The sequence below is a fragment of the Paraburkholderia sacchari genome, from assembly GCF_000785435.2.
Lineage (GTDB): Bacteria > Pseudomonadota > Gammaproteobacteria > Burkholderiales > Burkholderiaceae > Paraburkholderia > Paraburkholderia sacchari.
Genome location: NZ_JTDB02000006.1, coordinates 15,250 through 41,144 on the forward strand (window position 1 = coordinate 15,250; position 25,895 = coordinate 41,144).

21 protein-coding genes and 2 pseudogenes are annotated in these 25,895 nt (G+C 66.0%); 9 read left to right on the forward strand and 14 right to left on the reverse strand.

What is annotated here, in order from left to right; translation table 11 throughout:
- Window positions 1–50 precede the first annotated feature (50 nt).
- From NH14_RS20455 to aroQ, 10 genes are all read right to left on the reverse strand, one after another.
- Window positions 51–1,085 carry a chemotaxis response regulator protein-glutamate methylesterase gene (locus NH14_RS20455; protein ID WP_035529567.1) on the reverse strand — a complete coding sequence of 345 codons (1,035 nt, stop codon included), beginning with the start codon at window positions 1,083–1,085 and terminating at the stop codon, window positions 51–53.
- Window positions 1,085–3,439 (reverse strand): hybrid sensor histidine kinase/response regulator, encoded by a 2,355-nt coding sequence (locus NH14_RS20460; RefSeq protein ID WP_035529565.1) that lies wholly within the window; start codon window positions 3,437–3,439, stop codon window positions 1,085–1,087. Before NH14_RS20460 ends, NH14_RS20455 begins: the two co-directional genes overlap by 1 nt.
- Window positions 3,436–4,161 carry a chemotaxis protein CheW gene (locus NH14_RS20465; protein ID WP_407947172.1) on the reverse strand — a complete coding sequence of 242 codons (726 nt, stop codon included), beginning with the start codon at window positions 4,159–4,161 and terminating at the stop codon, window positions 3,436–3,438. The genes NH14_RS20460 and NH14_RS20465 overlap by 4 nt, the downstream gene beginning before the upstream one ends.
- 25 nt (window positions 4,162–4,186) lie before the next feature.
- The gene (locus NH14_RS20470) at window positions 4,187–5,761 is read right to left on the reverse strand and encodes a CheR family methyltransferase (RefSeq protein WP_052148222.1); all 1,575 of its coding nucleotides are present in this window, start codon (window positions 5,759–5,761) and stop codon (window positions 4,187–4,189) included.
- Window positions 5,761–6,300 carry a chemotaxis protein CheW gene (locus NH14_RS20475; protein WP_035529563.1) on the reverse strand — a complete coding sequence of 180 codons (540 nt, stop codon included), beginning with the start codon at window positions 6,298–6,300 and terminating at the stop codon, window positions 5,761–5,763. Before NH14_RS20475 ends, NH14_RS20470 begins: the two co-directional genes overlap by 1 nt.
- A gap of 103 nt (window positions 6,301–6,403) precedes the next feature.
- Complete coding sequence (locus tag NH14_RS20480; protein WP_035529562.1) at window positions 6,404–8,077, reverse strand: methyl-accepting chemotaxis protein; 1,674 nt, start codon at window positions 8,075–8,077, stop codon at window positions 6,404–6,406.
- Window positions 8,078–8,291: 214 nt separating this feature from the next.
- On the reverse strand, window positions 8,292–8,966 hold the full coding sequence (locus tag NH14_RS20485) for a TetR/AcrR family transcriptional regulator (RefSeq protein WP_035529637.1): 675 nt from the start codon (window positions 8,964–8,966) through the stop codon (window positions 8,292–8,294).
- Window positions 8,967–9,185: 219 nt separating this feature from the next.
- Window positions 9,186–10,553 carry an MFS transporter gene (locus tag NH14_RS20490; protein ID WP_035529560.1) on the reverse strand — a complete coding sequence of 456 codons (1,368 nt, stop codon included), beginning with the start codon at window positions 10,551–10,553 and terminating at the stop codon, window positions 9,186–9,188.
- Window positions 10,554–10,614: 61 nt separating this feature from the next.
- Entirely contained in the window at window positions 10,615–11,502 is an 888-nt protein-coding gene (locus tag NH14_RS20495) for a shikimate dehydrogenase (RefSeq protein WP_035529558.1), read from the reverse strand.
- Window positions 11,499–11,978 (reverse strand): type II 3-dehydroquinate dehydratase, encoded by a 480-nt coding sequence (aroQ, locus tag NH14_RS20500; protein WP_035529556.1) that lies wholly within the window; start codon window positions 11,976–11,978, stop codon window positions 11,499–11,501. The genes NH14_RS20495 and aroQ overlap by 4 nt, the downstream gene beginning before the upstream one ends.
- Before the next feature lie 312 nt (window positions 11,979–12,290).
- Here aroQ and NH14_RS20505 point away from each other — a divergent pair, with 312 nt between their 5' ends.
- From NH14_RS20505 to NH14_RS20515, 3 genes are all read left to right on the forward strand, one after another.
- Complete coding sequence (locus NH14_RS20505) at window positions 12,291–14,207, forward strand: bifunctional sugar phosphate isomerase/epimerase/4-hydroxyphenylpyruvate dioxygenase family protein (protein WP_052148221.1); 1,917 nt, start codon at window positions 12,291–12,293, stop codon at window positions 14,205–14,207.
- A gap of 38 nt (window positions 14,208–14,245) precedes the next feature.
- The gene (locus NH14_RS20510; RefSeq protein WP_035529554.1) at window positions 14,246–15,424 is read left to right on the forward strand and encodes a porin; all 1,179 of its coding nucleotides are present in this window, start codon (window positions 14,246–14,248) and stop codon (window positions 15,422–15,424) included.
- A 375-nt stretch (window positions 15,425–15,799) separates the two neighbouring features.
- Window positions 15,800–17,362, forward strand: coding sequence for an inorganic phosphate transporter (locus tag NH14_RS20515; protein WP_035529552.1), 1,563 nt, complete (start codon window positions 15,800–15,802; stop codon window positions 17,360–17,362).
- 25 nt (window positions 17,363–17,387) lie between these two features.
- Here NH14_RS20515 and NH14_RS20520 read toward each other — a convergent pair whose 3' ends face one another.
- A complete protein-coding gene (locus tag NH14_RS20520) occupies window positions 17,388–18,587 on the reverse strand; it encodes a J domain-containing protein (RefSeq protein ID WP_035529550.1) in 1,200 nt (399 codons plus the stop codon).
- 552 nt (window positions 18,588–19,139) lie between these two features.
- On the opposite strand from NH14_RS20520, the gene NH14_RS20525 reads away from it, so the two are divergent.
- From NH14_RS20525 to NH14_RS20545, 5 genes are all read left to right on the forward strand, one after another.
- Window positions 19,140–20,237, forward strand: coding sequence for a porin (locus tag NH14_RS20525; RefSeq protein ID WP_035529548.1), 1,098 nt, complete (start codon window positions 19,140–19,142; stop codon window positions 20,235–20,237).
- Between the two features lie 127 nt (window positions 20,238–20,364).
- Window positions 20,365–22,224: a dihydroxy-acid dehydratase gene (gene ilvD, locus NH14_RS20530; RefSeq protein WP_035529546.1), complete on the forward strand. Its 1,860-nt coding sequence runs from the start codon at window positions 20,365–20,367 to the stop codon at window positions 22,222–22,224.
- Window positions 22,225–22,414: 190 nt separating this feature from the next.
- Complete coding sequence (locus NH14_RS20535) at window positions 22,415–23,242, forward strand: AraC family transcriptional regulator (RefSeq protein WP_035529544.1); 828 nt, start codon at window positions 22,415–22,417, stop codon at window positions 23,240–23,242.
- A 114-nt stretch (window positions 23,243–23,356) separates the two neighbouring features.
- Window positions 23,357–23,782, forward strand: coding sequence for a cupin domain-containing protein (locus NH14_RS20540; RefSeq protein WP_035529542.1), 426 nt, complete (start codon window positions 23,357–23,359; stop codon window positions 23,780–23,782).
- Between the two features lie 128 nt (window positions 23,783–23,910).
- A complete protein-coding gene (locus NH14_RS20545) occupies window positions 23,911–24,312 on the forward strand; it encodes a hypothetical protein (protein ID WP_035529540.1) in 402 nt (133 codons plus the stop codon).
- A 49-nt stretch (window positions 24,313–24,361) separates the two neighbouring features.
- On the opposite strand, the pseudogene NH14_RS33620 reads toward NH14_RS20545, so the two are convergent.
- The 3 genes and pseudogenes from NH14_RS33620 to NH14_RS34135 all read right to left on the reverse strand — a co-directional run.
- Window positions 24,362–24,466, reverse strand: a pseudogene (locus NH14_RS33620) ((R)-mandelonitrile lyase); the annotation flags it as partial.
- Between the two features lie 58 nt (window positions 24,467–24,524).
- The gene (locus tag NH14_RS20550; protein WP_035529538.1) at window positions 24,525–24,836 is read right to left on the reverse strand and encodes a cupin domain-containing protein; all 312 of its coding nucleotides are present in this window, start codon (window positions 24,834–24,836) and stop codon (window positions 24,525–24,527) included.
- 82 nt (window positions 24,837–24,918) lie between these two features.
- Window positions 24,919–25,011: pseudogene (locus NH14_RS34135) on the reverse strand (SDR family oxidoreductase); the annotation flags it as partial.
- Window positions 25,012–25,179: 168 nt separating this feature from the next.
- Here NH14_RS34135 and NH14_RS20555 point away from each other — a divergent pair.
- Window positions 25,180–25,656, forward strand: a complete 477-nt coding sequence (locus NH14_RS20555; RefSeq protein WP_035529536.1) for a VOC family protein — start codon at window positions 25,180–25,182, stop codon at window positions 25,654–25,656.
- Window positions 25,657–25,895: the final 239 nt, after the last annotated feature.

Here is a 25,895-nt window from a genome sequence, read left to right on the forward strand (position 1 = left end):
TACAGTCGGTGTTTCCAGGGTCTCAATTACGGTTTCTTCGCCGGCAGTCTTTAACGCGCCGGCGGGCTCGTTATCGCCACCATGCTCAAGCGGCTCGCGAGTTCGCCGGCAATCGCGGAAAGCGGCAGGATCGCGCGCGCCGCGCCCAGCGTAGCGGCTGCCTTCGGCATGCCGTAGACGGCGCTTGTCGCCTCGTCCTGGGCGATTGTGTAGTAGCCCTTGGCGCGCATCGCCTTCAGGCCGATCGCGCCATCGCGCCCCATGCCCGTGAGCAGCACGCCAATCGCCTCGCCGGGCCAATGCTCGACCACGCTATGAAAAAAGGTATCCACGGATGGGCGGTACGGCGTCTCGGCCGGCTCGCGCGTGTAGGCGAGGCGCCCGGAAGCCGTCATGCACAAATGGTCGTTGGTCGCCGCAAGCAGCGCTTCGCCCGCCGCCACGCGGTCGCCCTCATTCGCCACGCGCACCTTGAGCGCGGTTTGTCCGTCGAGCCACTCCGCCATGCCAAGCGCGAACGACTGGTCCACGTGCTGCACGATCACGATGCCCGCGTTCAGGTTCGCCGGCAGTGCGCCCAGCACCGCCGCGAGCGCCGTGGGCCCGCCCGCCGATGCGCCGATCGCCACCAGCGGCGTGCGCGCGTCAACGCAGGCTGCGAACGCCTCGGGCGCGCGCGCCATTTCCAGCGTGCCGTTCACACGGCCGATCTGGTCGATCTTCGCGAGCAGAAGGTCCATCGTGCCGCGTGCGCCGGGGCCCGCCAGCGTGGGCGTATCGACCGCGTCGAGCGCGCCCGCGCCCATCGCTTCGTACACGCGCCAGGCGTTCGCGCCCACGCTGCTCGTGACGATCAGGATCGGGCACGGCGAGCGCGCCATGATGCGCCGCGTGGCCTCCACGCCGTCGAGCCGTGGCATCACGAGATCCATCAGGATCACGTCGGGCGGCTGGGCGGCGCAGAAGTCCACGGCCTGCTCGCCGTCGGCGGCCACCCACAGCACGCGATGCCCGGGCCGCGCCGCAATGGCGTGGCGCAGCGCCTCCACGGCGAGCGGCATGTCGTTCGCTATGCCGATGTTCATCAGGTCGCCTCTCCGATCAGGTCGTTCACGGCGTCGAGCAGCGCTTCGTCGTGGAAGCTGCCCTTGGTCAGGTAGTAGTCGGCGCCGGCGTCGAGTCCACGGCGCCGGTCGTCCTCGCGGTCCTTGTACGAGACGATCATGACCGGCACGCCGCGCTGCTGCGGGTCGTTGCGGATCATCGTCACGAGTTCGATGCCGTCCATGCGCGGCATGTCCACGTCGGTGATCACGAGATCGTACTGGCCGTTGCGCAGCGTGTTCCAGCCGTCCATGCCGTCCACCGCCACGCTCACCGCGTAGCCGCGTTTTTCGAGGAGCTTGCGCTCCAGCTCCCGCACGGTCAAGGAATCCTCCACCACGAGAATGCGCTTGCGTTCGCGCGCCTGGCTCTCGCTGCCGCGCGCCACTCCCGCCAGTTGCCCTTCGCGCACGAGCCGCGCGACCGAGGCCACGAGATCCTCCACATCGACGATCAGCGCCACGGCGCCGTCGTCGAGCAGCGCCGCGGCGGCCACGTTGCGCACTTTGCCGAGGCGCGCGTCGAGCGGCTGCACAGCCAGCGTGCGCTCGCCCGCGAAGCGGTCCACCGCGATGCCGTAAAGCGCCGCTTCGTGGTCGGCGCCGTGGCCCGCGCTGATGAGCACGACGCACACATCGTCCGCGCTCGCCGCCTCGCCGCTCGCGCCGAGCAGCTGGCGCGCCGTCACGAGCCCCACGGGCCGCCCTTCGTGGATGATGTGCTGCTGGCCTTCCAGCATCTCGATGGCTTCGCGCGGCACCCGCAGCGCGCGCCGCACATGCGCGAGCGGGAACGCATAGGCCTCGCCCGCGACCTCGACGATCAGGCTGCGCACCACCGAAAGCGTGAGCGGCAATTGCAGCACGAAGCGCGTGCCGCGCCCGGCCGCGCTTTCGATGCGCACGGTGCCGCGCACGGCCTTGGCGAAATTTTGCACCGCATCGAGCCCCACGCCGCGCCCCGACACGTCGGTTACGCGCTCGCGCATCGTGAAGCCGGGCAGCAGCAGGAATTCGAGCAGCTCGGGCTCGGACATGGCCGCCACGGCCTCGGGCTGCGCGAGGCCGCGCGCGACGATCGCGCGCCGCAGCGCCGCGAGGTCGACGCCCGCGCCGTCGTCGGCCACGGCGATCAGCAACTTGCCCGCGCTGTGGCGCGCTTCGAGCGTGAGCTTCGCCTCTTCGGGCTTGCCGCCGTTGCGGCGCGTCTCAGGATCTTCGACGCCGTGATCGAGCGCGTTGCGCAGCAGATGGCCGAGCGGTGCGTCGAGCATTTCGAGGATGTCGCGGTCCACCTGGGTCGCCTCGCCTTCGACGACCAGGCGCACGCGTTTGCCCAGCGAGCGCGCGAGGTCGCGCACGATGCGCGGGTAGGCGTGCGCCGCGTCGCCGAACGGGCGCATGCGGCATTGCAGGGCTTCGTCGTAGAGCCGTTGCGCGAGCTGTGTGCCGCGCCGGTCGATGTAATCGAGGTCGTCGAAACGTTCGGCGAGCTGGCGCTCCAGCGCAGCCAGCTGATCGCGGATGCCCGCGAGCGAGGCGCGCGCCTCGGCGCCGAGCGTCTGCGCGTGGCGATCATGGAACTGGCCGAGGGCGGCAAGCACCTCGCCCTGGGCGCGGCGCATCCGCAGCAGGTTGTTCGCGAACGGGCGCATGCGGCGCGACTCCACCAGCGACTGGCCCGCGAAACCCAGCACACGGTCGAGCGTGCCGGCGCGCACGCGCAGCATGCGGTCGCGGTCCTGGGTGATGGGACCCGCCGGAGCGGCCTGGGTGGCGTGGGCATCAGCGGGTGGTGCGGGGACGGACATAGCGACATTCGAACCCGGCGCGGCTGCGAGACTCGCGGCAAGCAAGGCCTCGGCCTCCGCTGTGTCCGCTGTGTCCGCTGCTTCCCCCACCCGCGCCACGTCCACCAGTGCTGCGTGTGCTGCGCTGGAACCTGCCGCACTTCCCGCCCCCGCCAGCCGCGCGACAAAATCGTCGACAACTTCGCGCGCGAGCGGCGGCGCCGACGCATCGCCTGCCGCCAGCAGCAGATCGATGCCCACCAGCAGCGCGTCGATGTGCGCCGCGTCGATCGTCAACGCGCCGTGCTGCGCGGCGACGAAGCAATCCTCCATCGCGCTCGCCACGTCCACGGCCTCGGGCAAGCCGACGATGCGCGCCGCGCCCTTGAGCGAATGCGTCGCGCGCATGCACGCTTCGAGCGTGGGCGCGTCGGCGGGGGTGGACTCCAGCGCGAGCAGGCCCGCCGAGAGCGTGCGCGTTTGCGTCTGCGCCTCCTCGCGAAAGAGGTCGAGCAGCGAGCGGCGGCTCAGTTCGTCGTCGCTCATCGCAGGCTCCGGGTTAGCGCGCCGAACAGCGCGTCGGGTTCGAGCACGCCCACCGAGCGCCCGCGCCAGGCGAACACGCCGCGCACGTGCCGGCCCGCCGCGTGTGCGAGCGTGGCGGGCGCGGGCAGCAAATCGCCCGCGCCGAAGTAGGCCACGCCTTCGACTTCGTGGACGGGAAACGCCGTCGTCTCGCCATCCCACTCGGCCACGAGCAGGCGCGGCGTGGCCGCTGCCGTTGCGGGATTGGCCGGTGCGCCGGCCGTTGCGTCTATCCGCAGCAACTCGGCGAGCGAAGCCGCCAGCGTGAGCACGCCGCGCACGTTCACGACGCCGAGCACCGCCGGGCTGCGCCGGTGCGGCAGCGAGTGAATCGGCCGCGATTCGCCCACGTAGCGCAGCGCCTGCGCGCTGAGAGCGAGCCACTCCGCACCCACGCGGAACACCAGCGAGCCTTCCCGCCGCACCGCGCCGGTTTGCATAGTCGATTGCGTGAGGTCGCCGTTCCCGGCTTCGGTCGCGAGCGACGCGCGCTGTGCGGGGCGATCGAGCATGCGCGCGGCGGCCTCTTCGAAGACCGGGCAGTTCAGGCACCGCACATGGCGCGCGAGACGCTCGCACGAGCCATCGCCGCGCGTGCCGATGCGGTTCCAGCAATCGTCGAGCGGCACGGCGTGTGCAGTCGGATCGTGCATGGCGTCATGCTTTTGCGGATTCGCTTGCATGTCGTTCAGGTGCGGGAAGGGCGAGTCACGCATCCGCGCCTCCGTGGCCCGGGCGACGCGATACGTCAGGCGCGGCGCGTTCGGCACGACGCATCAGGCGGCGCGCGCCCTCAGCGTCGCCCTGCACTTCGAGCAGCGCAGCCAGATGCGTGAGCGCTTCGTAATGGCCGGGCTGCAGATACAGCGCCTTGCGATAGTGCTCCAGCGCCAGCGCTGGCCGGCCCTGGGCGTCGGCGATCAGGCCGAGCAGGTACCACGCCTCGGCATCTTGCGGAGACGCTTGCGCGACTTGCGCGGCGGCCCGGGCGGCTTCGTCGAGCGCGCCCGAGTCGGCGAGGCGGCGCGCCGACGCCAGCGTAGCGACGCCCGGCGTAGCGACGCCAGGCGAGGCGATGCGCGGCGCAGCGACCGCCGGCGTACCGAATGCACTATTCGCCTGTGCCGCCGGCTGCGTGCGGGCCAAGCCAGCGGCGCTCGCAACAGAAAACGCTTTGCCGGCTGCCACGCCCGCCGCGCTGCCCGCGCGCGCAGACAGCGCAACGGGCGGCGAACGCCGCGCCAGCGGCTGTGCCTGCACGGCGGAATGCAGCGACACATTGGGCAACCCCGTGGAAGCGGCAGTCAAGGCACCCCTCAAGTCCCACCTTGAGTCAACCTTTAAGGCATCCGAACCATGCCCCCGACGCGCAGCCCGCTCATCAGGCGCAACAAACCCAAACGCCAGCGGAATCTGTGCCGAAATCCAGTCATGACGCATCATGAGCCCCGTCTCGGCCGGCCCCACGAAAATCATGCCGCCATCGGCCAGGCGCGCGCGCAGCAGCCCGATCGCGCGGTCCTGCGCCTCGCGATCGAAGTAGATCAGCACGTTGCGGCAGAAGATGAAGTCATAGCGCACGGGATGCGCGGCGAGCCAGTCGAACAGGTTCGCGCACTCGAACGACACGGCGCGCCGCACGGCGTCGGCGAGCTGCCAGCCGTCCGGCGCCGGGTGAAAGTAGCGCTCGCGAAACCCGTGAAGCGTTGGCGTATCGCCGCGAAACGCGTTGCGGCCATACACGCCGCGCGTGGCGGCCGCGATCGAGGTAGCGCTGATATCGATGGCGTCGATGCCGAACTGCCCGTGCGCTAGGCCCGCATCCATGAGCGCCATCGCCGCCGAATAGGGCTCCTCGCCGGTCGAGCACGGCACGCTGAGCACGCGCACAGGCTCGCCGGGTTCGGCCGCGAGGCGCTGCACGCCACCACGCGCAAGCGCCGCGAATGCCTCGCGCTCGCGGAAGAACCAGGTTTCGGGCACGACGAGTGCGTCGATGAGCGCCTGGCGCTCGGCGGTGTCGGTCGTCAGACGCGCCCAGTATGCGTCGCGCATCGCTTCGGGCAGCGCCGCACCGTTCTCCCATTGCGCCGGCAGCGCACGCGTGCTTGCGACGCTCGCCTCGCGAGGCGCTGCTGCGCCGCCGTGGTCATGCACGGTCAGCGCCGCGCGCGCGGCCACCGCGCGCGCTAGCGCGTGAGCGCCCAGCGATTCGGCATCGATGCCGGTCTCCTGCGCGAGCCAGGCGACGAAGCGCGGATCCACGTGCTGCTGGGCGGACATCATGGCGCGCGCCCGGCCGGCGAAACGTTGCCCCAAAGAGCATCGCGCCAGGTGGGCGGATCGGGAAACAGCAGCGCGCGCACCCGCTCGTCGAGCAACTGCTCGACCTTCACCCATTGCACGAAACCCAGCGCGTCGCTCGCCACCGGGCCAAGCCAGCGCGCCTCGGGCGTCGCGATGCCGGCTTCGGCGAACGCTTCGGGCGAAAGTGTCTGGGTGCGCGTCGCGCATTCGAGCAGCAGCGCGATGCGGCGCGGGGACGTTTCATCGCCAGCGCCCGAAAGCGTGTTGGAAGCCACTGGAGCCTTGTCATCCACCAGCACGAGCCGCGTCGACATCAGCGTGCGCGCGGGCCGGCCGAGCGCAAGCATCGCCATGTCGACCACCGGCACTGGCGCGCCTTCGTGATCGATCACGCCCGCGATATACGGCGGCGTGCCCGCGAATGCGCGCACCGGCTGCAGCGGCAGCACGCGCACGATCTCGCGCGCATCGAGCGCGTAGCGTTCGCCGTCCAGCTCGAACACGAGAAACAGCATCGCGGCTCCGTTCAATGAACCGGCAAGCAAGGCTCGCCGCTACACAGGCCCACGCCTACACCCGCGCCCGCGCCCGCGCCCGCGAGCATCGGCATCAATCCGCTCACGCCTCGATCCTGAACCGCGACACGCCGGTGCGCAGCTCGTTGGCCACGAGCGTGAGATTGTCGATGGCCTGCGAGGACTGGCGCAGCGACTCGGCCGTCTGCTGTGCGGCTTCAGATAGCTGCGTGAGCGCCTGGGTGATCTGCTCCGCGCTGGTGGCTTGCGCCTGCATGCCGTCGTTGACCACCTGGAAGCGCGGCGCGAGCGTCTGCACCGCACCGATGATCTGCGAAAGCTGCGCGCCCACTTCCTGCACGTCGTGCATGCCGCGGCGCACTTCCTCGGCGAACTTGTCCATGCCCATCACGCCCGCCGAGACCGCCGACTGGATCTCCTTCACGGTCTGCTCGATGTCGAAGGTGGCCACCGCCGTCTGGTCGGCGAGACGCCGGATCTCGGTCGCCACCACGGCGAAGCCGCGCCCGTACTCTCCGGCCTTTTCCGCCTCGATGGCGGCGTTCAGCGAAAGCAGATTGGTCTGGTCGGCGACCTTGGTGATGGTCGCCACCACCTGATTGATGCTCACGGCCTTCTCGTTGAGGATTGCGAGCTTGGCGTTCACCGAGCCCGCCGCCTCCATCACGCTGCGCATGGTGTCTTCCATGTGCGTGAGGCCACTCTGGCTCGTGCTCGCGAGCGCCGCCGACTGCTCGGCCACGGTCGCCACTTCGCCCATCGTGCGCACGAGGTCGCGCGCGGTCGCGAAGATCTCGCGCGAGGTCGCGCCAATCTCGGTCGTGGTGGCCGCGGTCTCGCTTGCGGTGGCCTGCTGCTCTTTCGAGGTGGCCGCCACCTCGGCCACCGAGGTCGTCACCTGGAGCGACGACTTCTGCGCCTGGGCGACGAGGCTCGTGAGCTCGTCGCTCATGCGGTTGAAGCCGTCCTCGAGCACGCCGAATTCGTCCTGGCGGTTCAATTGCAGGCGCTGCGAAAGATTGCCCATGCGCATCGAATCGTGGACCTCGACGAGGCGCGCCATCGGCCGCGTGATCGCGCGATGCAGCGCATAGCCGGTCACGAGCGAGGCAATCAACACGACGCCGAGCGCCGTCGCGAGCGTGATCTCGGTGCTCGCGACCGAGCCGCGGATGGTCTGCGCGGATTCGTCGGCCTGGTTGCGGTTTGCGTCGACGAGCCCATTGGCGACAGTGAGCACCTCTTGCCAGGAAGCATCGAGCTGGAGGAACGCGGCCTGCGCGGCGGCGCGCTGCGCAGGCAGTTGCCGCGCGACGGCCATCAGTTGGGGCAGAAAGCGCGCGTAAGCGTCGTGAAAGTGCTGATAGCGTGCGCGGTCGTCGCCGCGAAACACCGTGGCCTCGTAGTGTGCGCCGTTCTCGTCGAACTGCTTGACGGCGGCGGGCAATTGCCCGAGCACGCGCGCGATGCCGGCCGCATCGGGTTCGACGAAGGTGGCGCGCTCCACGATGTCGTGCACCTCGGTGGCGGACGTGCGCAGCGCTGTCGAGTAGTACAGCCCCGGCACGGAATCGCGCGTGAGGCTCACCGCTTCGTCGTCGATGGTGCGCAGGCGGTCGTAGGAGATCGCGGCCATCACGAGCATGAGCACGAACAGCAAGCCGAAGCTCAAGACGATGCGCGTTCCGAGTGTGTAGCGACCCTGGGTCTGGTGCGGCAGTCCGGCGGAGCCGGAACGGGGCATGGCTGTGCTCATTACGCGTGGCCTTATCCGGTTGGCGAGGGACGACGCCCGCCGTTCGCGCTTTGTGCGCGAACGAATAGACGACGCAGCAAAAGCCCGTCAGCCGGGCTTCCGGGACGTAGTGTAATGCGTCCCGGCACTTTTATGGGATGGGGGAAGAACAGGATGCGCCGACGCCACACTATGCAGCATGAATATCGGGATTGCTCGCGGGCAGTGTCGGGGTTCAGCCGGCCTTGCGCGCGAACCTCACGACAGCGTCCACCACCATCTCGCGATGACGCGCGCGCAGCCGCGGATGCGAGGGATCGCGCCCGAACGCCGCGCCGAAGGTATGGCGATTGCTCACGCGATGAAAGCACATCGAGCTGATGAGCAAGTGCAGGTCGATGGGATCGATGTCGTCGCGGAATGCGCCCGTGCTCACGCCGCGCGCGAGCAGGTCTTCGATGGTGCGGATCACGCTGGCGTTGCGACTGCGGAACGTCTTGAGCCGCTCGATGTATTTCGCGCCGTGAATGTTTTCGATCGTCACGAGGCGCACGAAGTCGCGATGGCGGTCGTGATAGTCGAAGGTGAATTCGACGAGACGCTTCAAGCCCTCCTCGGGGTCGAGCTCGTCGATATGCAGATCCTGCTCCAGCGCGCGGATATCGGCATAGACCTTGTCGAGCACCGCTTCGTACAGCCCTTCCTTGCTGCCGAAGTAGTAATAGAGCATGCGCTTGGTGGTGTGGGTGCGCTCGGCGATCTGATCCACGCGCGCGCCCGCGAGACCCATGGCCGAAAACTCGGCGGTCGCCACTTCAAGGATGTTGCGCTTGGTCTGCTCCGGGTCGTACTTGCGCCGGCTTTCGGATTGAGCGTCGTTGCTTTCGGCCGAAGCCGCCGGTCTTGCCATTTTGTTGTGGAGCACGAGTGGGAAGGAATGCGACCGATTCTAGCATGGGCTCCTGCACGAACCGGCTGGCCTGACCGCACCAGGCGGACCTTCCAAGGAGCCTTCTGGCGGGCCTTCATTGCGCCTTGATTGCACCTTGATCGCACCTTCTGGCAGCCCGCCTGGTGAGCCGCCCGGCGCCCGGGCATGTGCCGCCGGAGCGCCGGGCCCGCGCGATTTTTACAGCTCGATGCGCTTGATATCGCCCACCACGAAGATGTACGACGCGGCGCCCAACAGCGCGATCGCGCCGATAAACGCGAGCGCCCACACGAACGAGCCCGTCGCCCCCACGATCAGCCCGACCACGAGCGGCGTAATGATGCCGGCGAGGTTGGCGGCCAGGTTGAAGATGCCGCCCGTGAGCCCGAGCATGCCGGCCGGCGCGATATCGGAAACGAGCGTCCAGCCGAGCGCGGCCATGCCCTGCGCGAAGAACGCCACCGAAAGAATCACGATCACCGTCACATTGCTCTGCACGAAGTTCGCGAGAATGATGCACGACGCGAGCAGCAGGCCGGCGATGATCGGCAGCTTGCGCGCCACGTTGGCCGAGATGCCCCGGCGCAGCATCCAGTCGGAGAACGTGCCGCCGAACATCACGCCAACCGACGCCGCGATGAACGGCATGATCGCGAAGAAGCCGATCTTGAGCCAGCCCATGTGGCGCTCGGTGGCGAGGTAGGTCGGGAACCACGTGAGGAAGAACACGAGCGTGGAGTTGCCCGCGAACTGGCCGAGGCAGATGCCCGCGAGCTGGCGCTTGCGCAGCAGCTTGCCGGCCATGCGCCAGTCGAAGCCCTTCTTGAGCGCTTTGCCGCCCCCTTCCTTGCCCTCGGCCGCTTTTGCGTCGTGCTTCGCGAGGCCGCCGCCCGCCTCGATATAGTCGAGTTCCGCGCGGTTGGCGCCCGGGTGATCGTGCGGCTCGCGATAAAACGCCCACCAGACGAACCCGAACACGATGCCCACTCCGCCCACTACATAGAACAGCGAGCGCCAGCCGTACGCGCCCATCAGCGCGAACAGGAAGGGGCTGAAGAACGCGAGGCCGATGTACTCGCCCACGGTATAGGTTCCAGTCGCGAACGCGCGCTCGTGCTGCGGGAACCAGGTCGCCACCACGCGGCTATTGGTGGGAAAGCACGGCGACTCGGTCACGCCTAGCCCCAGCCGGCACGCGAACAACGCGCCCACGCTGCCCACGAAACCCTGCACGAGCGTGCACGCCGACCATAGTGTCATGGCGAGGTAATACGTGAGCTTGCTTCCAAAGCGGTCGAGAAACAGGCCGCCCGGAATCTGCGCGACCACGTAGCTCCACGAGAACGCCGAAAAAATCAGCCCCATGAGCGCCGCGTTGATGCCCAGTTCCTTCGTGAGCTGCGGCGCCGCGATGCCAAGCACCGTGCGGTCCAGATAATTGATCATGGTGCCCACGGCCAGCAGGCCGAGGATGCGGTAGCGCGCCTTCGAGCGCCGCAACGCGCCTTCTGCGGGCGCAGCGGCAATGGGAGGCGCGTCGCGCCCCGTCGATACGGGTGGTGCCATGTCTCTCTCCTGACTATCTATATAGATGCAGCGCCGACGTGATGCTCGAGCGGCGGGTAATTTATTGGCCGGCGTCCCGCGCCAGCATCGATTGCAAATGCGCATACATGCGCTCGGCGTCGGGCTCGTGGCCCGTGAAGAGCCGGAACGCATCCACGGCCTGGTAGACCGCCATCCCGCCGCCGCTCAAGACGCGGCAGCCGCGCGCCTCGGCCGCTTCGAGCAGCGCCGTGCGAATCGGGAAATAGACGATGTCGGCCACCCACAGGCGCGCATGCAGATACTCGGGGGGCAGCGGCAAGCCGGGCAGCTTCGCCATGCCGGTGGGCGTCGCGTGAATGAGGCCGGTGGCGCCTGCCAAGGTATGCTGCAAGTCGCTATCGTTGCCCGCGCTCACGCGCGCCGTGGGAAAGCGCGCCTGCAATTCGCCGGCAAGGGCCTGAGCGCGCGCGGCGTCCACATCGAACAGCGTGAGCGCGCGCGCGCCCATCTGCAGCGCGGCATGCGCGACCGCCGCGCCTGCCCCGCCCGCCCCCAGTTGCACGACCGCTTCGAGCGAGACGTCGGGCAGCCCGCGCTCGAACGCGGCGGCAAAGCCCGACCAGTCTGTGTTGTGGCCGATGCGCCTGCAATCGCGGAACAGCACGGTGTTCACCGCGCCCAGCGCGCGCGCATCGTCGGAGAGCTCGTCGAGCAGGGGAATCACGGCCTGCTTGCACGGATACGTGATGTTCAGACCGTCGAAGCCCATGCGCTGCGCCGCTTGCAGCAGTTCGGGCAGAGAGTCGACGGTGAGGCCGAGCGCGTCGAGATCGATACGCCGGTACACGGTGTTGAAGCCGAGCTCGCGCCCTTCCTTCTCATGCATCGCGGGCGTGAGCGAGCCGCCGATGCCTTGGCCGATCAGCCCGCAGAGAAACGAGCGCGGCTTGTTCGAATGCTCGCTCATTTCGCCACCTTATTTGCCGCCGTGTTTGCCAACTTCGCTGCCAGTATCGCGGCCATGCGTTCGAGCGCGAGCACATAGCCCTGGGTGCCGCAACCGACGATGATCGCCTCGGCAATCGGCGAGACGAACGAATGGTGCCGGAACGCCTCGCGCTTGTGGACGTTCGAAATATGGACCTCGATCACCGGCTTGTCGATGGCGGAAAGCGCATCGGCAATCGCCACCGAGGTGTGCGTGTAGGCGGCGGGATTGATGACGACGCCGTCGATGCGCGTGCGCGCCTCGTGCAGCCAGTCGATCAACTGATGCTCGGCGTTCGATTGGCGGAAGTCGATTTCGATATGAAGCCGCTCGGCGGCTTCGCGGCACAGGCGCGCCACGTCGTCCAGCGTTTCGGACCCATATATCGCGGGTTCCCGCGTTCCCAGAAGATTGAGGTTCGGCCCGTTCAGGACCAGTACCGACGGCAATAGCATCAGGCGCTCCAGAATACACAACGACAACTTGAAAACCGCTTTACAACAACGCGGCTGGGCATTCGCTCCGCACTACGGCAAATACGCTCACCCCACACATGGCCGCCAGTGTGCCCCGCTCATGCGTGCGGGTCACCCTGGGGTTTTCGAGAATTTGTACTAACTAGTTAGTTTTATTATCCTTGCATCTCCGGCGGCGCTTGCGGGTTCGACTTTGCCAGCACCGCCGTGTCGACCGGTTCACTGGTTATCGTTCATCCGCTGCCGCGCCACGCCATGTCCAAGCCGCTCCAAACTCCCGCCCTCGCCCCGCTGTGCCGCTCGATCGCAACCGTTTCGGTCAGCGGCACGCTTGCGGAAAAGCTCGCCGCCATCAGCGACGCGGGCTTCACGGGCGTGGAGATCTTCGAAAACGACCTGCTTTATTTCGAAGGCTCGCCCTCCGACGTGCGCCGAATGGCCGCCGATCTCGGGCTTGCGATCGTGCTGTATCAGCCGTTTCGCGACTTCGAGGGCGTGAGCCCTGAACGCCTCGCGCGCAATCTGGAGCGCGTGAAGCGCAAGTTCGACGTGATGCACGAACTGGGCACGGAGCGGCTGCTGGTGTGCAGCAGCGTCTCGCCCGACACGATCGACGACGACGCGCTCGCCATCGAGCAACTCGGCCAGTTCGCGCAGGCCGCCGCGCAGGCAGGCGTGGTGACGTGTTACGAAGCGCTGGCCTGGGGCCGCCACGTGCGCACGTATCGCCATGCGTGGCAGCTCGTAAACGCCGTGAATCATCCGAATCTCACGCTTGCGCTCGACAGCTTCCACACGCTCTCGCTCGACGACACACCCGATGCCATCGCTACGATTCCCGGCGAGCGCATCGGCTTCGTGCAGATCGCCGACGCGCCGAAGATGAATATGGACGTGCTCGAATGGAGCCGCCATTACCGCTGCTTTCCGGGCCAGGGCGATTTCGCGCTCGCGAACTTCACGGCGCAGGTGGTGAAGAGCGGCTATACAGGCCCGCTCTCGCTGGAAATCTTCAACGACGGCTTTCGTGGCGCGCCGCCTGCGGCCACGGCAGCGGACGGCCATCGCTCGCTGCTGCTGCTCGAAGAGCTCACGCGCGAAGCGCTGGGTAGCGCGGACCAAGCCGCGCCGCTCTACCACCCGAGCGCGCCGCCGGCGCATGCGGGATGGCAATTCCTCGAGTTCGCCGTGGACGATGCCGCACGCCAGCGCGTGGCCGACTGGCTCGAAAAACTCCATTTCCGCCGCGCGGGGCAGCATCGATCGAAGGACGTGACGCTTTATCGGCATGGCTCGGCGGCCATCGTGCTGAACGCCGAACCCGATTCGTTCGCCGACGCGTTTTTCCAGCGCCACGGGCTTTCGCTGTGTGCCTCCGCATTGCGCGTAGACGACGCGCGCCTCGCGCTCGAACGCGCGGCGGGTTTTGGCTATCAACCGTTTTCGGGCCGCGTCGGTCCTAACGAGCGTGTGGTGCCGGCCGTGCAGGCGCCGGACGGAAGTCTTAACTATTTCGTTAACGAGCAGCCGGGACAGCCGACGCTTTTCGAAGCCGACTTCGTCCTCACCGATGTGGACGGTCCCACGGAGGTCGGCCCCATCATCGGCATCGATCATGTGAGCCTTTCGCTGCCGGCCGGTTCGTTCGATGCGTGGGTGCTGTTCCTGAAAGCGGTGTTCGGCCTGCAGGCGAGCGCCGCTGTCCTGCTGCCCGATCCGTATGGCCTCGTGCGCAGCCGCGCGCTGTTCAGCGCGGACCGTGGCTTGCGCATGGTGCTCAACGCCTCGGTCGATCCGCACACCGCGACTGCCGAGACCGTGCGCGCCTATCACGGCACCGGCCTGAACCACGTGGCATTCAGCACTGCCGATATCTTCCGCGCGGTGACGGAGTTCGAAGCGGCGGGCGTGCCATTGCTGCGCGTGCCTGCGAACTACTACGACGATCTGGACGCGCGCCACGCACTGCCCGCCGAATTCCTCGATGCGCTGCGCCAGCACAACCTCCTGTACGACCGCGACGAGCAAGGCGGCGAGTTCCTGCACGCCTACACCGAAACGCTCGATCAGCGCTTCTTTCTGGAACTGGTGGAGCGGCGCGGCGGCTATGACGGCTACGGCGCGCCGAACGCCGCGGTGCGCCTCGCCGCGCAAGCCCGCCAGCGCTCGCGCCCGGCGGGTCAAGACGGCATTGCAAATAATAAATAAGCAATCCTGCTTTTATTGATTATCGGAGATCTACAACGATGAAGAAGACTGGCTTCGGCCCGGGGATTTTCCTGGCCGCAGGCGCGGCACTGATTACGAGCCCCGCATTCGCACAATCCAGCGTCACGCTGTATGGCGCAATCGACGACGCGATTACTTACGTCAACAACCAGAACGGTCACTCGAATGTGTATCTGCGCCAGGGCAACCTCTATGCCTCGAAGTTCGGCCTGCAAGGCAAGGAGGATCTGGGCGGCGGCACACTCGCGATCTTCGATCTTCAGAACGGCTTCGATCCGAACAGCGGCGCGCTCCAGACCAACGGCCTGATTTTCAACCGCCAGGCGTATGTGGGATTGCAGAACCGCAGCGCGGGCCAACTCACGCTCGGCCGCCAATACACGCCCTACTATCAGTTCGTGGGACCGCTCACGGGCAGTAGCTGGCTCACGGGCGCAACCGGCGCGCACCCCGGCGATATCGACGGACTCGATACCACCGTGCGCATCAATAACTCGGCGGTTTATACCTCGCCCACCTGGTACGGCGTGCAGGCAAGCGCAATGTATGCGTTCGGCGGAATTGCGGGCAGTACGGGCAAGGGCCAGACATGGAGCGCGGCGCTGCGCTACACGAATGGCCCGGTCTCGCTTGGCGCGGGCTATCTGCGCATGGACAACGCAGCAATCACGGGCGGCTTCGACAGCGCGTCGACAGCAAGCTTCGGCAAATCGTCGCTGAACACCGGCTATGTTTCGGCGCGCGCGGTTCAGCACGTGGCCGTGGCCGGCGACTATACGATCGGCAATCTGATGTTGGGGGCGTCGTATTCCAACGTCGAATACCTCGCGGGCGGCAAGTCGCTGTTCGGCTCCACAGCCGTCTTCAACACGTGGGCCGCGCTCGCCACCTGGCGCTTCACGCCCGCGTTCGACGTGGGCGGCGGTTATGCGTACACGCTGGCCTCGAAGGCCAACGGCATCAACGACGCCGCGCGCTATCAACAGATCTCGCTCAAGGAGACGTATCACCTTTCAAAGCGCACCTCGCTTTACGCGCTGCAGGGCTATCAACACGCGAGCGGACAAACGCTGGGCGTACACGGCGCGAGCGACATCGTCAACGCGAGCCCTTCCGTGGGCGATTCGCAAAACAGCACGCCGTCGAGCACGCATTCGCAGTTCGTCGGCATGGCGGGCATTGCGATGTTGTTCTAACGGGCCGCGCAGGTCGGGCCGTGCAGGGTGCGGCCCGACCTGCATCTATACGTGCCAATACGCGTCAATGCGACGCAACTGCCCGCACACCCGCATCACACGGGCGTCTGTGCACCGCAGCAGGGCGCAACGGTGTCATTCCGGCTCCGGTGATCGAATCAATATGAGACACTGGCGCGTCTCGATCGAGCCGCCCCGGTTCTGGCGCGCTTGACGCGTCCGCCACCATCGGCGCCGTCGGTTCGCGGCGTCATCGCACATGGGGTTTACACGGCTGCGCGCGAGGCTCTTGAGCCCAACCCTCAGCGCACATTCATGCCGGACGTTCCCCTATCCCAGGCGGGCCAGCCGAGCCAACCCAGCCAGCCGCGCGCCATGCAGCCGCGCCGCCGCGGTCTTGCCGCCGCGCTCTTCTTCCTCGTCATCGCGGCCGGCGCGCTCTATGTTATCGATCATCTCGTCGTCGACCTGAGCGCGGTGCAAGGCAGTTCCGCGCTGCCATTCGTTCTGCTCGGCCTCGCGCTCGTCATCGCACTCGGCTTCGAGTTTGTGAACGGCTTTCACGACACCGCCAACGCCGTCGCCACAGTCATCTACACGAATTCACTCGAACCGCATACCGCCGTGATCTGGTCGGGCGCATGGAATTTTCTCGGCGTGCTCGTATCGAGCGGCGCGGTCGCGTTCGGCATCCTGCAACTGCTGCCCGTCGAATTGATCCTCCAGGTGGGTAGCCACGCGGGCTTTGCGATGGTGTTCGCACTCTTGATCGCGGCCATCCTCTGGAATCTCGGCACCTGGTACTTTGGGTTGCCCTCCTCGAGCTCACATGCACTCGTGGGCTCGATCATCGGCGTGGGCATCATGAACCAGTGGATCAGCGGCCCCTCGGGCACTTCCGGCGTCGACTGGACTCAGGCGCTGGGCGTGGGCAAGGCGCTGCTGTTTTCGCCCGTGGTGGGCTTCCTGCTCTCCGCGTTCGTGCTGTTTGCATTGAAGCTTCTCGTGGTGGCGCCGCGCCTTTATCGCGAGCCGCCGGCGAACGAGAGGCCGCCGCTCTGGATCCGCGCGCTGCTGATCCTCACCTGCACGGGCGTCTCGTTCGCGCACGGCTCCAACGACGGGCAGAAAGGCATGGGCCTCATCATGCTGATCCTGATCGGCGTGGTGCCCACGGCCTATGCGCTCAACAAGGCCGTCACGCCCGAGCAGACCGTGACCTTCGTGGCCGCCGCGCGCGCGACTTCGGCCACGCTCGCGCGCTACGTGCCTGAGGAATCACTCCAGGCGCTGCCCGAGAATCCGCGCGCGGAAGTCGAAGCCTACGTGAGCACTCACCGCCTGAGCCCCGCCACGCTGCCCGCGCTGCGCGCGCTCACCGACACCATCGGCGACCAGGTGAGCCTCTCGGGTTCGATGGCGCAGGTGCCGCAGGCAATCGTCGACAACGTGCGCAACAATATGTATGTCGCTTCCGAAGCCATCCGGCTGATGGACAAAGCACACGCGCCCGCCTTCTCGGCCGCCGACGCAGCCACGCTGGACGCCTTCCGCAAGCAGATGGACCACGCCACCAAGTTCATCCCCACCTGGGTCAAGGTGGCGGTGGCCATCGCGCTCGGGCTGGGGACGATGGTGGGCTGGAAGCGCGTGGTCGTGACCGTGGGCGAAAAAATCGGCAAGCAGCATCTGACCTACGGGCAAGGCGCTTCCGCCGAGGCCGTGGCCATGCTGACCATCGGCATGGCCGACGCTTACGGCCTGCCTGTTTCGACCACGCACGTGCTCGCTTCCGGCGTCGCCGGCACGATGGCCGCCAATGGCTCGGGCCTGCAATGGGGGACCGTGCGCAATCTCGCGCTCGCGTGGCTGCTTACACTGCCCGCGTCGATTGCGCTATCCGCGCTGCTCTATTGGGTGTTCCGTCAATTCTTCTGAACAAAGCGGGCTGCACGCGCAACGCTCATAGCCGCGCGGCGAGATCCATTTCGATTCGTCTGCGCAAATCACGCACGACCTTCGCCGCCGGCAGGAGCCACCACGCGGGCGCCTGCACCCCGAAGCCCCAGGCAATGCGCGTCTCGCCCGCACTCACGGCGTGGGCGCGACAGAGGAAGATCACGGCCTGGTGCGCTTCACCCTCGCCTTGGCCTGGCCGCACCGTGGAATAGCGCAGGACCGCGCGCAGTTCGAAGCCCGCGTCGCCGGGCAGTTGCTTGAACGTCTCGATGCTCCATTCCGCGCCGTGCCGGCCCGTGCCGCGCAGCGCGGCGCTCACGCGCAGCCACGTTTCATGCGCGGGCAGCGGCATGCCATGCTCGCGCCCGGCGCGATCGGCGCGGTAGAACGTCCGCTGCGCCCACGCATAACCGCCTGCCAGCACCACGCCCACTGCAATCAGAAGCCCTTGCAGCGTTTCGCCGAGCCAGTGCCACGAACCGGCCGTGTCGAATACGCTGAAGACGATCTTGTGCGCCACCACAAAAATGACGATGCACATCACGACGATGCCGCTCAACGTCATCAGCCAGCCGCGCGCGGGGTCGTCGAAACGCGAGTACAAGAAATCGCGTATGGGATGCCGTTCGGGCAGCGCGAGGTCCGCGCCATGATGGTTTGCGTTGCTTCCGTTGCTCCTGTTCCCATTCGCGGGACTGGCGGGACCGGCCGCCTCTGCCTGCTCGCGCCGCTCGGCGGCGCTCGCGCGCTCGTGCGTGGCTTCCTCGCGCAGGCGCACGAGTTCGACGATCAGCCGTTCGCGCTCGGTCTGCATGCGCGCGAACTCTGCCAGGCCTCGCAGTTTTGCGCTTTGCAGCGCGTCGAGTTCGCTGCGCAGCCGCTCGCAATTCAACTGGAGTTCGCGCACCTGCTCGCGCACGCGGGCGAGATGCGCGTCGCTCTGTGCCACGCGGCTCGCGGGCGCTTCGTCGTGCACCGACCAGTACGCTTCCAGCACCTCCCGCGCTTCCTTGATCTTCTTGAACTGCTCGGACGCCCAGTGCAGCGACGCGGGGCTCGGATGCCGCCATTTGTCCGGATGAAAGATCTGCGCAAGCTGCCGGTAGTTGTGCTTGATATCGGCCGCGCTGGCACCGGGCTCGAGATCGAGCCGGTAATAGAGGCGGTCGTAGTCTTCTCGGTTCCGAGGGTCTGAGGCGGGCATGACCGGAGTGTCGATTCCGTGAGTAGTTTTAGTCGCTGGGTCGAATCAAGACGCGTTCGTGGCGGCGCTATTGGAAAGTTATAACACGCGAGCGCCCGCGGCAAGAATCGCAGCGGATGCGTTCAACCTCGGCGCGAGCGCATGCAAGTCGCTGCGCAAGACCGCAGGATCGCAGGATCGCCGTCGCTGGTAGTTGCGGCAAGGTCCGTCAAAATACTTTGGCCTCCTGATCTTTCGACAAGCAGTCGAGTTGTCGAACAGATAGACCCGCCAGCCGCCGAGAAATGCCTCGTTGAGCAGATTCGCGCCCCGGTGAAAGCCGATACGCGCCAATCGTGCACTCACCGCGCGCGCAGCACGCCGTGGCCCGTACGCACGTCCACTGGCCAGTAATTGGCGGCATCCGGCATCAACCAATGTTGCAGCACTGCGACACGGCGTCAAATTTGTTGCAGAAATATGAACAATTCGCAATATTATTGCCCCGTCGCGCGCGGGACGCCCCACCCGCCTTGCGTGCGATGCAGCCCAAACGACTAAAACAGAGAACACATGAAGAAGACCACCGCAGCGCTCGGCGCCGCCATGCTCGCGATTTCCGCGCAATCCGCCTTCGCACAAAATTCGGTCACGCTGTACGGCATCGTCGACACCAGCGTGCGCTACCTGACCAACGCCAACGCCACCAACGACAGCCAGGTGCAAATGGGCGTCGGCCCGGTCACCGGCAGCCGTTGGGGCCTGAAGGGCTCTGAAGACCTCGGCGGCGGCCTCTCGACGGTGTTCCGCCTCGAAAGCGGCTTCAACCTGTGGAACGGCCAGATGGCCAGCCAGAACACGCTGTTCAACCGGATGGCGTACGTCGGCCTGCAGCACAACCAGTACGGCGCGCTCACGTTCGGCCGCCAGAACACGCCGCTGTTCGACCAGCTCGGCAACGTGTACGACCCGCTGACCGTCGGCAACTTCGACCAGGACGGCTGGCTGCCGGGCGCGCTCGGCTACGGCCTGCGCCAGAACAACTCGGTCAAGTACGACGGCCACTTCGGCGGCCTCGAACTCGAAGGCATGTACAGCTTCGGCGGCGTGCCGGGCAGCACCGGCGCGAACAACATGTACGGCTTCACCGCGGCGTACACCTACGGCCCGGCCTCGCTCGACGTCGGCTACCAGCAGAACAGCGACCTGCACAACAACAAGTACCGCGTGGTCAACGTGAGCGGCGTCTACCAGATCGGCCCCGTCAAGGCGCTGGCCGGCTGGTTGTGGGGCCAGGACAATACCGGTTTCGTCGACTTGTACATGGCCTCGGCCAACTCGCCGGCGGCCAGCTTCGCGGCACCCGTGGCGAAGACCAACCGCATCGACAACGGCCTCTACGCCGGCGCCGTGTGGCAGATCACTGCGCCGCTCACGCTGACGGCCGCGTACTACTACGACCACGCCAGCAACGCGCTGAACGCGGACGGCGCGACCTTGAGCACCGGCATTCGCTACACGGCCGTCGTGCTGGCCGAATACGCGCTCTCGAAGCGCACGCAGATCTACGGCACGGTCGACTACGCACACGGCTCGGGCGCGGCGAAGGCCGACTTCCCTGGCCGCAACAACCAGACCGGTGTGGCAGCCGGCATGCGCCACATCTTCTGATCGGGGCGGCTGTGGGATAATCGGCGTTTGCCCAGAGTGCAGCTCAAGAGGTTGTTCGCACGGGCGCAGGGGGCCTTCAATCCCGCGGCCCGACCTTTTTGCAAAAAATCACTCTCGAGCAACCACGATGCCCGCATACCGTTCCAAGACCTCAACCGCCGGCCGCAACATGGCCGGCGCGCGCTCTCTGTGGCGCGCCACCGGCATGAAAGACGACGACTTTTCGAAGCCGATCATCGCGGTGGTCAACTCGTTCACCCAGTTCGTGCCGGGCCATGTGCACCTGAAAGACCTCGGCCAGCTCGTTGCGCGCGAAATCGAGGCTGCGGGCGGCGTGGCCAAGGAATTCAACACCATCGCCGTGGACGATGGCATCGCCATGGGCCACGACGGCATGCTGTATTCGCTGCCGAGCCGCGACATCATCGCCGACTCCGTGGAATACATGGTCAACGCGCACTGCGCCGACGCCATGGTGTGCATCTCCAACTGCGACAAGATCACCCCGGGCATGCTGATGGCCGCCATGCGCCTGAACATCCCCGTGATCTTCGTCTCGGGCGGCCCGATGGAAGCCGGCAAGACGCGTCTGGCCAACCCCGTCACCAAGGCCATCGAAGTCAAGAAGCTCGACCTGATCGACGCCATGGTGATCGCCGCGGACAGCAAGTACTCCGACGCCGAAGTGGCCGAAGTGGAACGCTCGGCCTGCCCGACCTGCGGCTCGTGCTCGGGCATGTTCACGGCCAACTCCATGAACTGCCTGACCGAAGCGCTGGGCCTCTCGCTGCCCGGCAACGGCACCGTGGTGGCCACGCACGCCGACCGTGAGCAACTGTTCAAGCGCGCCGGCCACCGCATCGTCGAACTCGCGCGCCAGTACTACGAGCAGGAAGACGAGCGCGTGCTGCCGCGCTCGGTGGGCTTCAAGGCGTTCGAAAACGCCATGACGCTCGACATCGCCATGGGCGGCTCGACCAACACGATCCTGCACCTGCTGGCGATCGCGCAGGAAGCGGGCATCGAGTTCGGCATGGACGACATCGACCGCCTCTCGCGCGTCGTGCCGCAACTGTGCAAGGTGGCGCCCAACACCAACAAGTACCATATCGAAGACGTGCATCGCGCGGGCGGCATCATGGCGATCCTCGGCGAACTCGACCGAGCCGGCAAGCTGCACACCGACGTGCCGACCGTGCACGCGCCCTCGCTCAAGCATGCGCTGGACCAGTGGGACATCGTTCGCACCGAAGACGAAGCCGTGAGGACGTTCTATATGGCCGGCCCCGCCGGCGTCCCGACCCAGGTGGCGTTCAGCCAGAACACGCGCTGGCCGAGCCTCGACCTCGACCGCGCCGAAGGCTGCATCCGCTCGAACGAGCACGCGTTCTCGAAGGAAGGCGGCCTCGCGGTGCTCACGGGCAATATCGCGCTCGACGGCTGCGTGGTGAAAACCGCCGGCGTGGACGACAGCATTCTCGTGTTCGAAGGCACGGCGCACGTGACCGAATCGCAGGACGAAGCGGTTGAAAACATCCTCGCCGACAAGGTCAAGGCCGGCGACGTGGTGATCGTGCGCTACGAAGGCCCCAAGGGCGGCCCGGGCATGCAGGAAATGCTTTACCCGACGAGCTATATCAAGTCGAAGGGCCTGGGCAAGGCTTGCGCGCTGCTGACCGATGGCCGCTTCTCGGGCGGCACCTCGGGGCTTTCGATCGGCCACTGCTCGCCTGAAGCGGCGGCGGGCGGCGCGATCGGCCTCGTGCGCGATGGCGACAAGATCCGCATCGACATTCCGAATCGCACGATCAACGTGCTCGTGTCCGACGAGGAACTGGCGCGCCGTCGCGAAGAGCAGAACGCCAAGGGCTGGAAGCCGGCCAAGGCGCGTCCGCGCAAGGTGTCGGCGGCGCTCAAGGCTTACGCCAAGCTGGTGATGTCGGCGGATAAGGGCGCGGTGCGGGATCTTTCGCTGCTCGAGGATTGAGGCTGGACTGGCGCCGGGGGCTTTAGAACCGGCGCCTTCCTTCCAGATGAAAGCCGCTCTCTGTAGCGGCTTTTTGTTTGTGGGTGCTGTTCAAGCGCCGCTGCGCGCACCATGCAAATGTGGCATTCTCGGCGCCTTGGCTCGCGCCTTATACCGGCTCGGCCCTCTTCCTCAGCCTTTACGACCCACCATGCCCAGAAAATCCGTTCCAGCATGCCAGGACTGGATGGTGCACGCCAGGCCCATCGATGGCGTCGAGCGTATCGAGGCCTGGTTTCAAGGCAACGCGTACGCCATGCATCGGCACGATACCTACGCGATCGGCCGCACGCTCGCAGGCGTACAGCGCTTCAACTACCGGCGCGGCCGGCGCGATAGTCTGCCGGGAAACACCATGGTGCTTCATCCGGACGAAGCGCACGACGGCCAGGCCGGCACCGGCGAGGGCTTCCGCTACCGCATGATTTACGTCGAGCCCGCGCTCATTCAGGATGTGCTGGGCGGACGCGCATTGCCGTTCATCGAAGGAGGCGTCATCAACGACCCGCGCATCGCGGCGGCAACCGAGACCTTGCTGCAACGTGTCGGCGAAACGATCGAGCCGCTCGAACAGAGCGACGCGCTGGCCGAACTCGCCCATGCGCTCGCTGCAGTTGCGGGCCTGCCGCGCTCGCGAGGCAAAGGCGATTACGTGGCGGCGCGCCGTGCGCGCGACTATCTGCATGCGAACTTCATGCGAGTGGTCACGCTCGACGAAGTGGAAATCGCAACGGGCCGGGATCGCTGGAGCCTCTCGCACGATCTCCGCACCTTCTACGGCACGAGTCCGTATCGCTACCTCACGATGCGCCGCCTCGACGCGGTGCGCAGCATGCTGCTCTCTGGCACCTCGCTCGCGAGCGCGGCTGCAAACGCCGGCTTCGCTGACCAGAGCCACATGACGCGTCATTTTCTGAAGACCTTCGGTCAAACGCCGGGACACTGGCTCCAGGTCGCAGGCGCGATGCGCCGTGGTTGAACACCGTTTGAACGCGGGTTGAACGCGGGTTGAACGTCTCCCACGATCGTTCAATACGGCGCCCCGGCGGTTGCGTATTCTCTGCAGTACATCCACACATGCACGGAGAGAACGATGTCCGCATCAACGCCTGCCCAGACTGCACCCGCCGCGCGCGGCCAATGCGAAGCGATCGACCTGGTTGGCAAAATCGCCCTGATCGACGGCCACTGGCAACCTCGCGTGGTCGCGGAAATGAACGATTACCAATTCAAAGTCGTTAAGCTCGAGGGCGAATTCGTCTGGCACCAGCACAGCGATACCGATGAAACCTTTATCGTGCTCGACGGCGAATTACGCATCGATTATCGCGGCGGCCCGCAAGGCGACGGTTCGATCGTGCTGCGCGCCGGTCAAATGGCAGTCGTGCCGAAAGGCGTCGAGCACAAACCCTGCGCTCAAGGCGAAGTGAAAGTGCTGTTGATCGAGCCGCGCGGTGTTGTGAATACCGGGGAAAACGCCGCAAGCGAACGCACAGTTGCGAACGATCAGTGGGTTTGAAGGGAGGTGCCTGGCATCGTCCGATCAACGTTCACAATCGAATCATTCGATGCAGACCTTGAGGCTCAAGAGTACGCTGGCGTAACGTCAAGCGGTGTCGATGACGGGATTCCAACGGGGAATACATCATGTCAGGAGAATGGAAGCGCCGCGCCCGGCTGTTCGTCCAGCGTTTCTGGCAGCCCACCAGCGCCTGCATGACCTGCATGCCGGGAAGTTGGGGCAATATCATGAGTCTCGCCCACTGGACGATTGCCCTCCATACCGGACTGCTCACCGGAATTCTGGCCGTACTGCTAACTTTCACGCCGGCGGCAAAACTCTATGCGCATCGATACGGCAATGCACTCATTGTCGGCTGCCTGACGACGCTGGGCGATGCCTACTCGCACAAAAGCCACTACCGTATTCCCGTTGTCGAGCACATCATGACGGGAGTCCTCTCAGGACTGCTCGCACTTATCGCCTCATATCTCCTTGAAGATCGCGCGCGGCGCATTCGTGCGGTTTGGGCTCGGGTTTTCGGATAGTTGTCCGCCAGCCTGGATACCGCAATCACTGTGACGGCCCGGCAAGGTATTACGCGCCCGCCACGGCCTCCAGCCACTCGATGTTCTTGCCGTCCAGCGCTTCGTGGATCGCGATATGTGTCATCGAGGTCGTTGGCGACGCACCGTGCCAATAGCTGCACTCGTCGTGGCGCGCCTGTGTGCGGTGGCGCGAGCGTCAGGCCACGCCTCTCTTACACACTACCCTCCGTTTCAACCACGAGAATGCGCGCCTCGCCAAGCGGATGCGCAACATGCTCGGTCCCAACGCAGGCATAAAAAATATCGCCCGTTTCAAGGATCACCGATTGCTCGACGCCCGCTTCGCGGTAGCGCATTTCCACCCGGCCATCGAGTACGGCAAAGACCTCTTCGCCGTCGTTGACGTGCCATCGATAAGGCTCATTGGTCCAGTGCAGCCTTGTGGTAATGCCGCGCATATTGGCAATATCGAGCGCGCCCCAAGGGCGCGTCGCGGTAAAAGTCTTGCTGCGAATGATCTTCATGGTGAACCTGTCGGCCGCTGACAATGCGAAGTTCAATGCGAAATGGGCTTCGAGAATATCATGCGGTCGATGCGAAAGCCCCTTACTTCGTGGTGTATCCGCCGTTGATGAGGATGGTCTGGCCCGTGATCCACCAGCCGTCGCTCACGAGATGGCGGATGAACGGCACTGAATCTCTTGAAACGCCAGTGCTGCGCGCCGGGCGAGAACGACTGAGCCGCGTGCATACGCATCCCGGTACGGCATTTGCGGCCTGAGCGCCATCAAGTTCCGCATATCGATGGCAACATGCGTTACTTCGGCCGGCCCGCACCTGGGCGCCGACATCAACAGGAGATGCTCCATGGCGATTCAAAAGATCACGCCTTTTCTCTGGTATTCCGCCGCGCAGGTCGAGGAAGCCGCTGCCTTCTACACAAAAATCTTCCCGGACTCACGCATCGTCAAGGTCACGCCGATTACGAGCGCCGGCGATACCAGGGTCGTCGACTTCGAACTCTTTGGGCAGCCCTTTGTTGCGATGGGCTCCGGACAGCCCGAGGCATTCAATCTCTCGATCTCACTCATGGTCGACTGCGCCGATCAGGCCGAGGTCGACCGTTACTGGAGCGCCCTGCTCGAAGGTGGCGGCGCGCCACTCGAATGCGGCTGGCTGAAAGACCGCTTCGGCATTGCATGGCAGATCGTCCCCGACGATCTCATGCGCATGATGGCCGATTCCGACCCGATCAAGGCCGCTCGCGTGGCCAAAGCCATGATGTCGATGGTGAAGTTCGACGTAGCCGCGCTCAGAGCGGCCTACGCGGGCACGGCCAGCTGAACAGAAACCCAGAGCGGTTTGAATCCGCTGCTGCGACGCCACACTACGCTCTGCGCAATCGAAACCGGACGCGCGCCCCGCCATTGCGCTAGCGCAGAGCTTCCCACCGATTGAAAGCTTGTTGAAAAAATTACCAGGTAGCGTGCGCACTGCACGTTGCCGCTGCTTTCCATTGCTTACCGCTCTCCCGTACAAGCCCGCTGCCGGTAAAGCCGCTTAAAACCGCATAAAGCCGGATA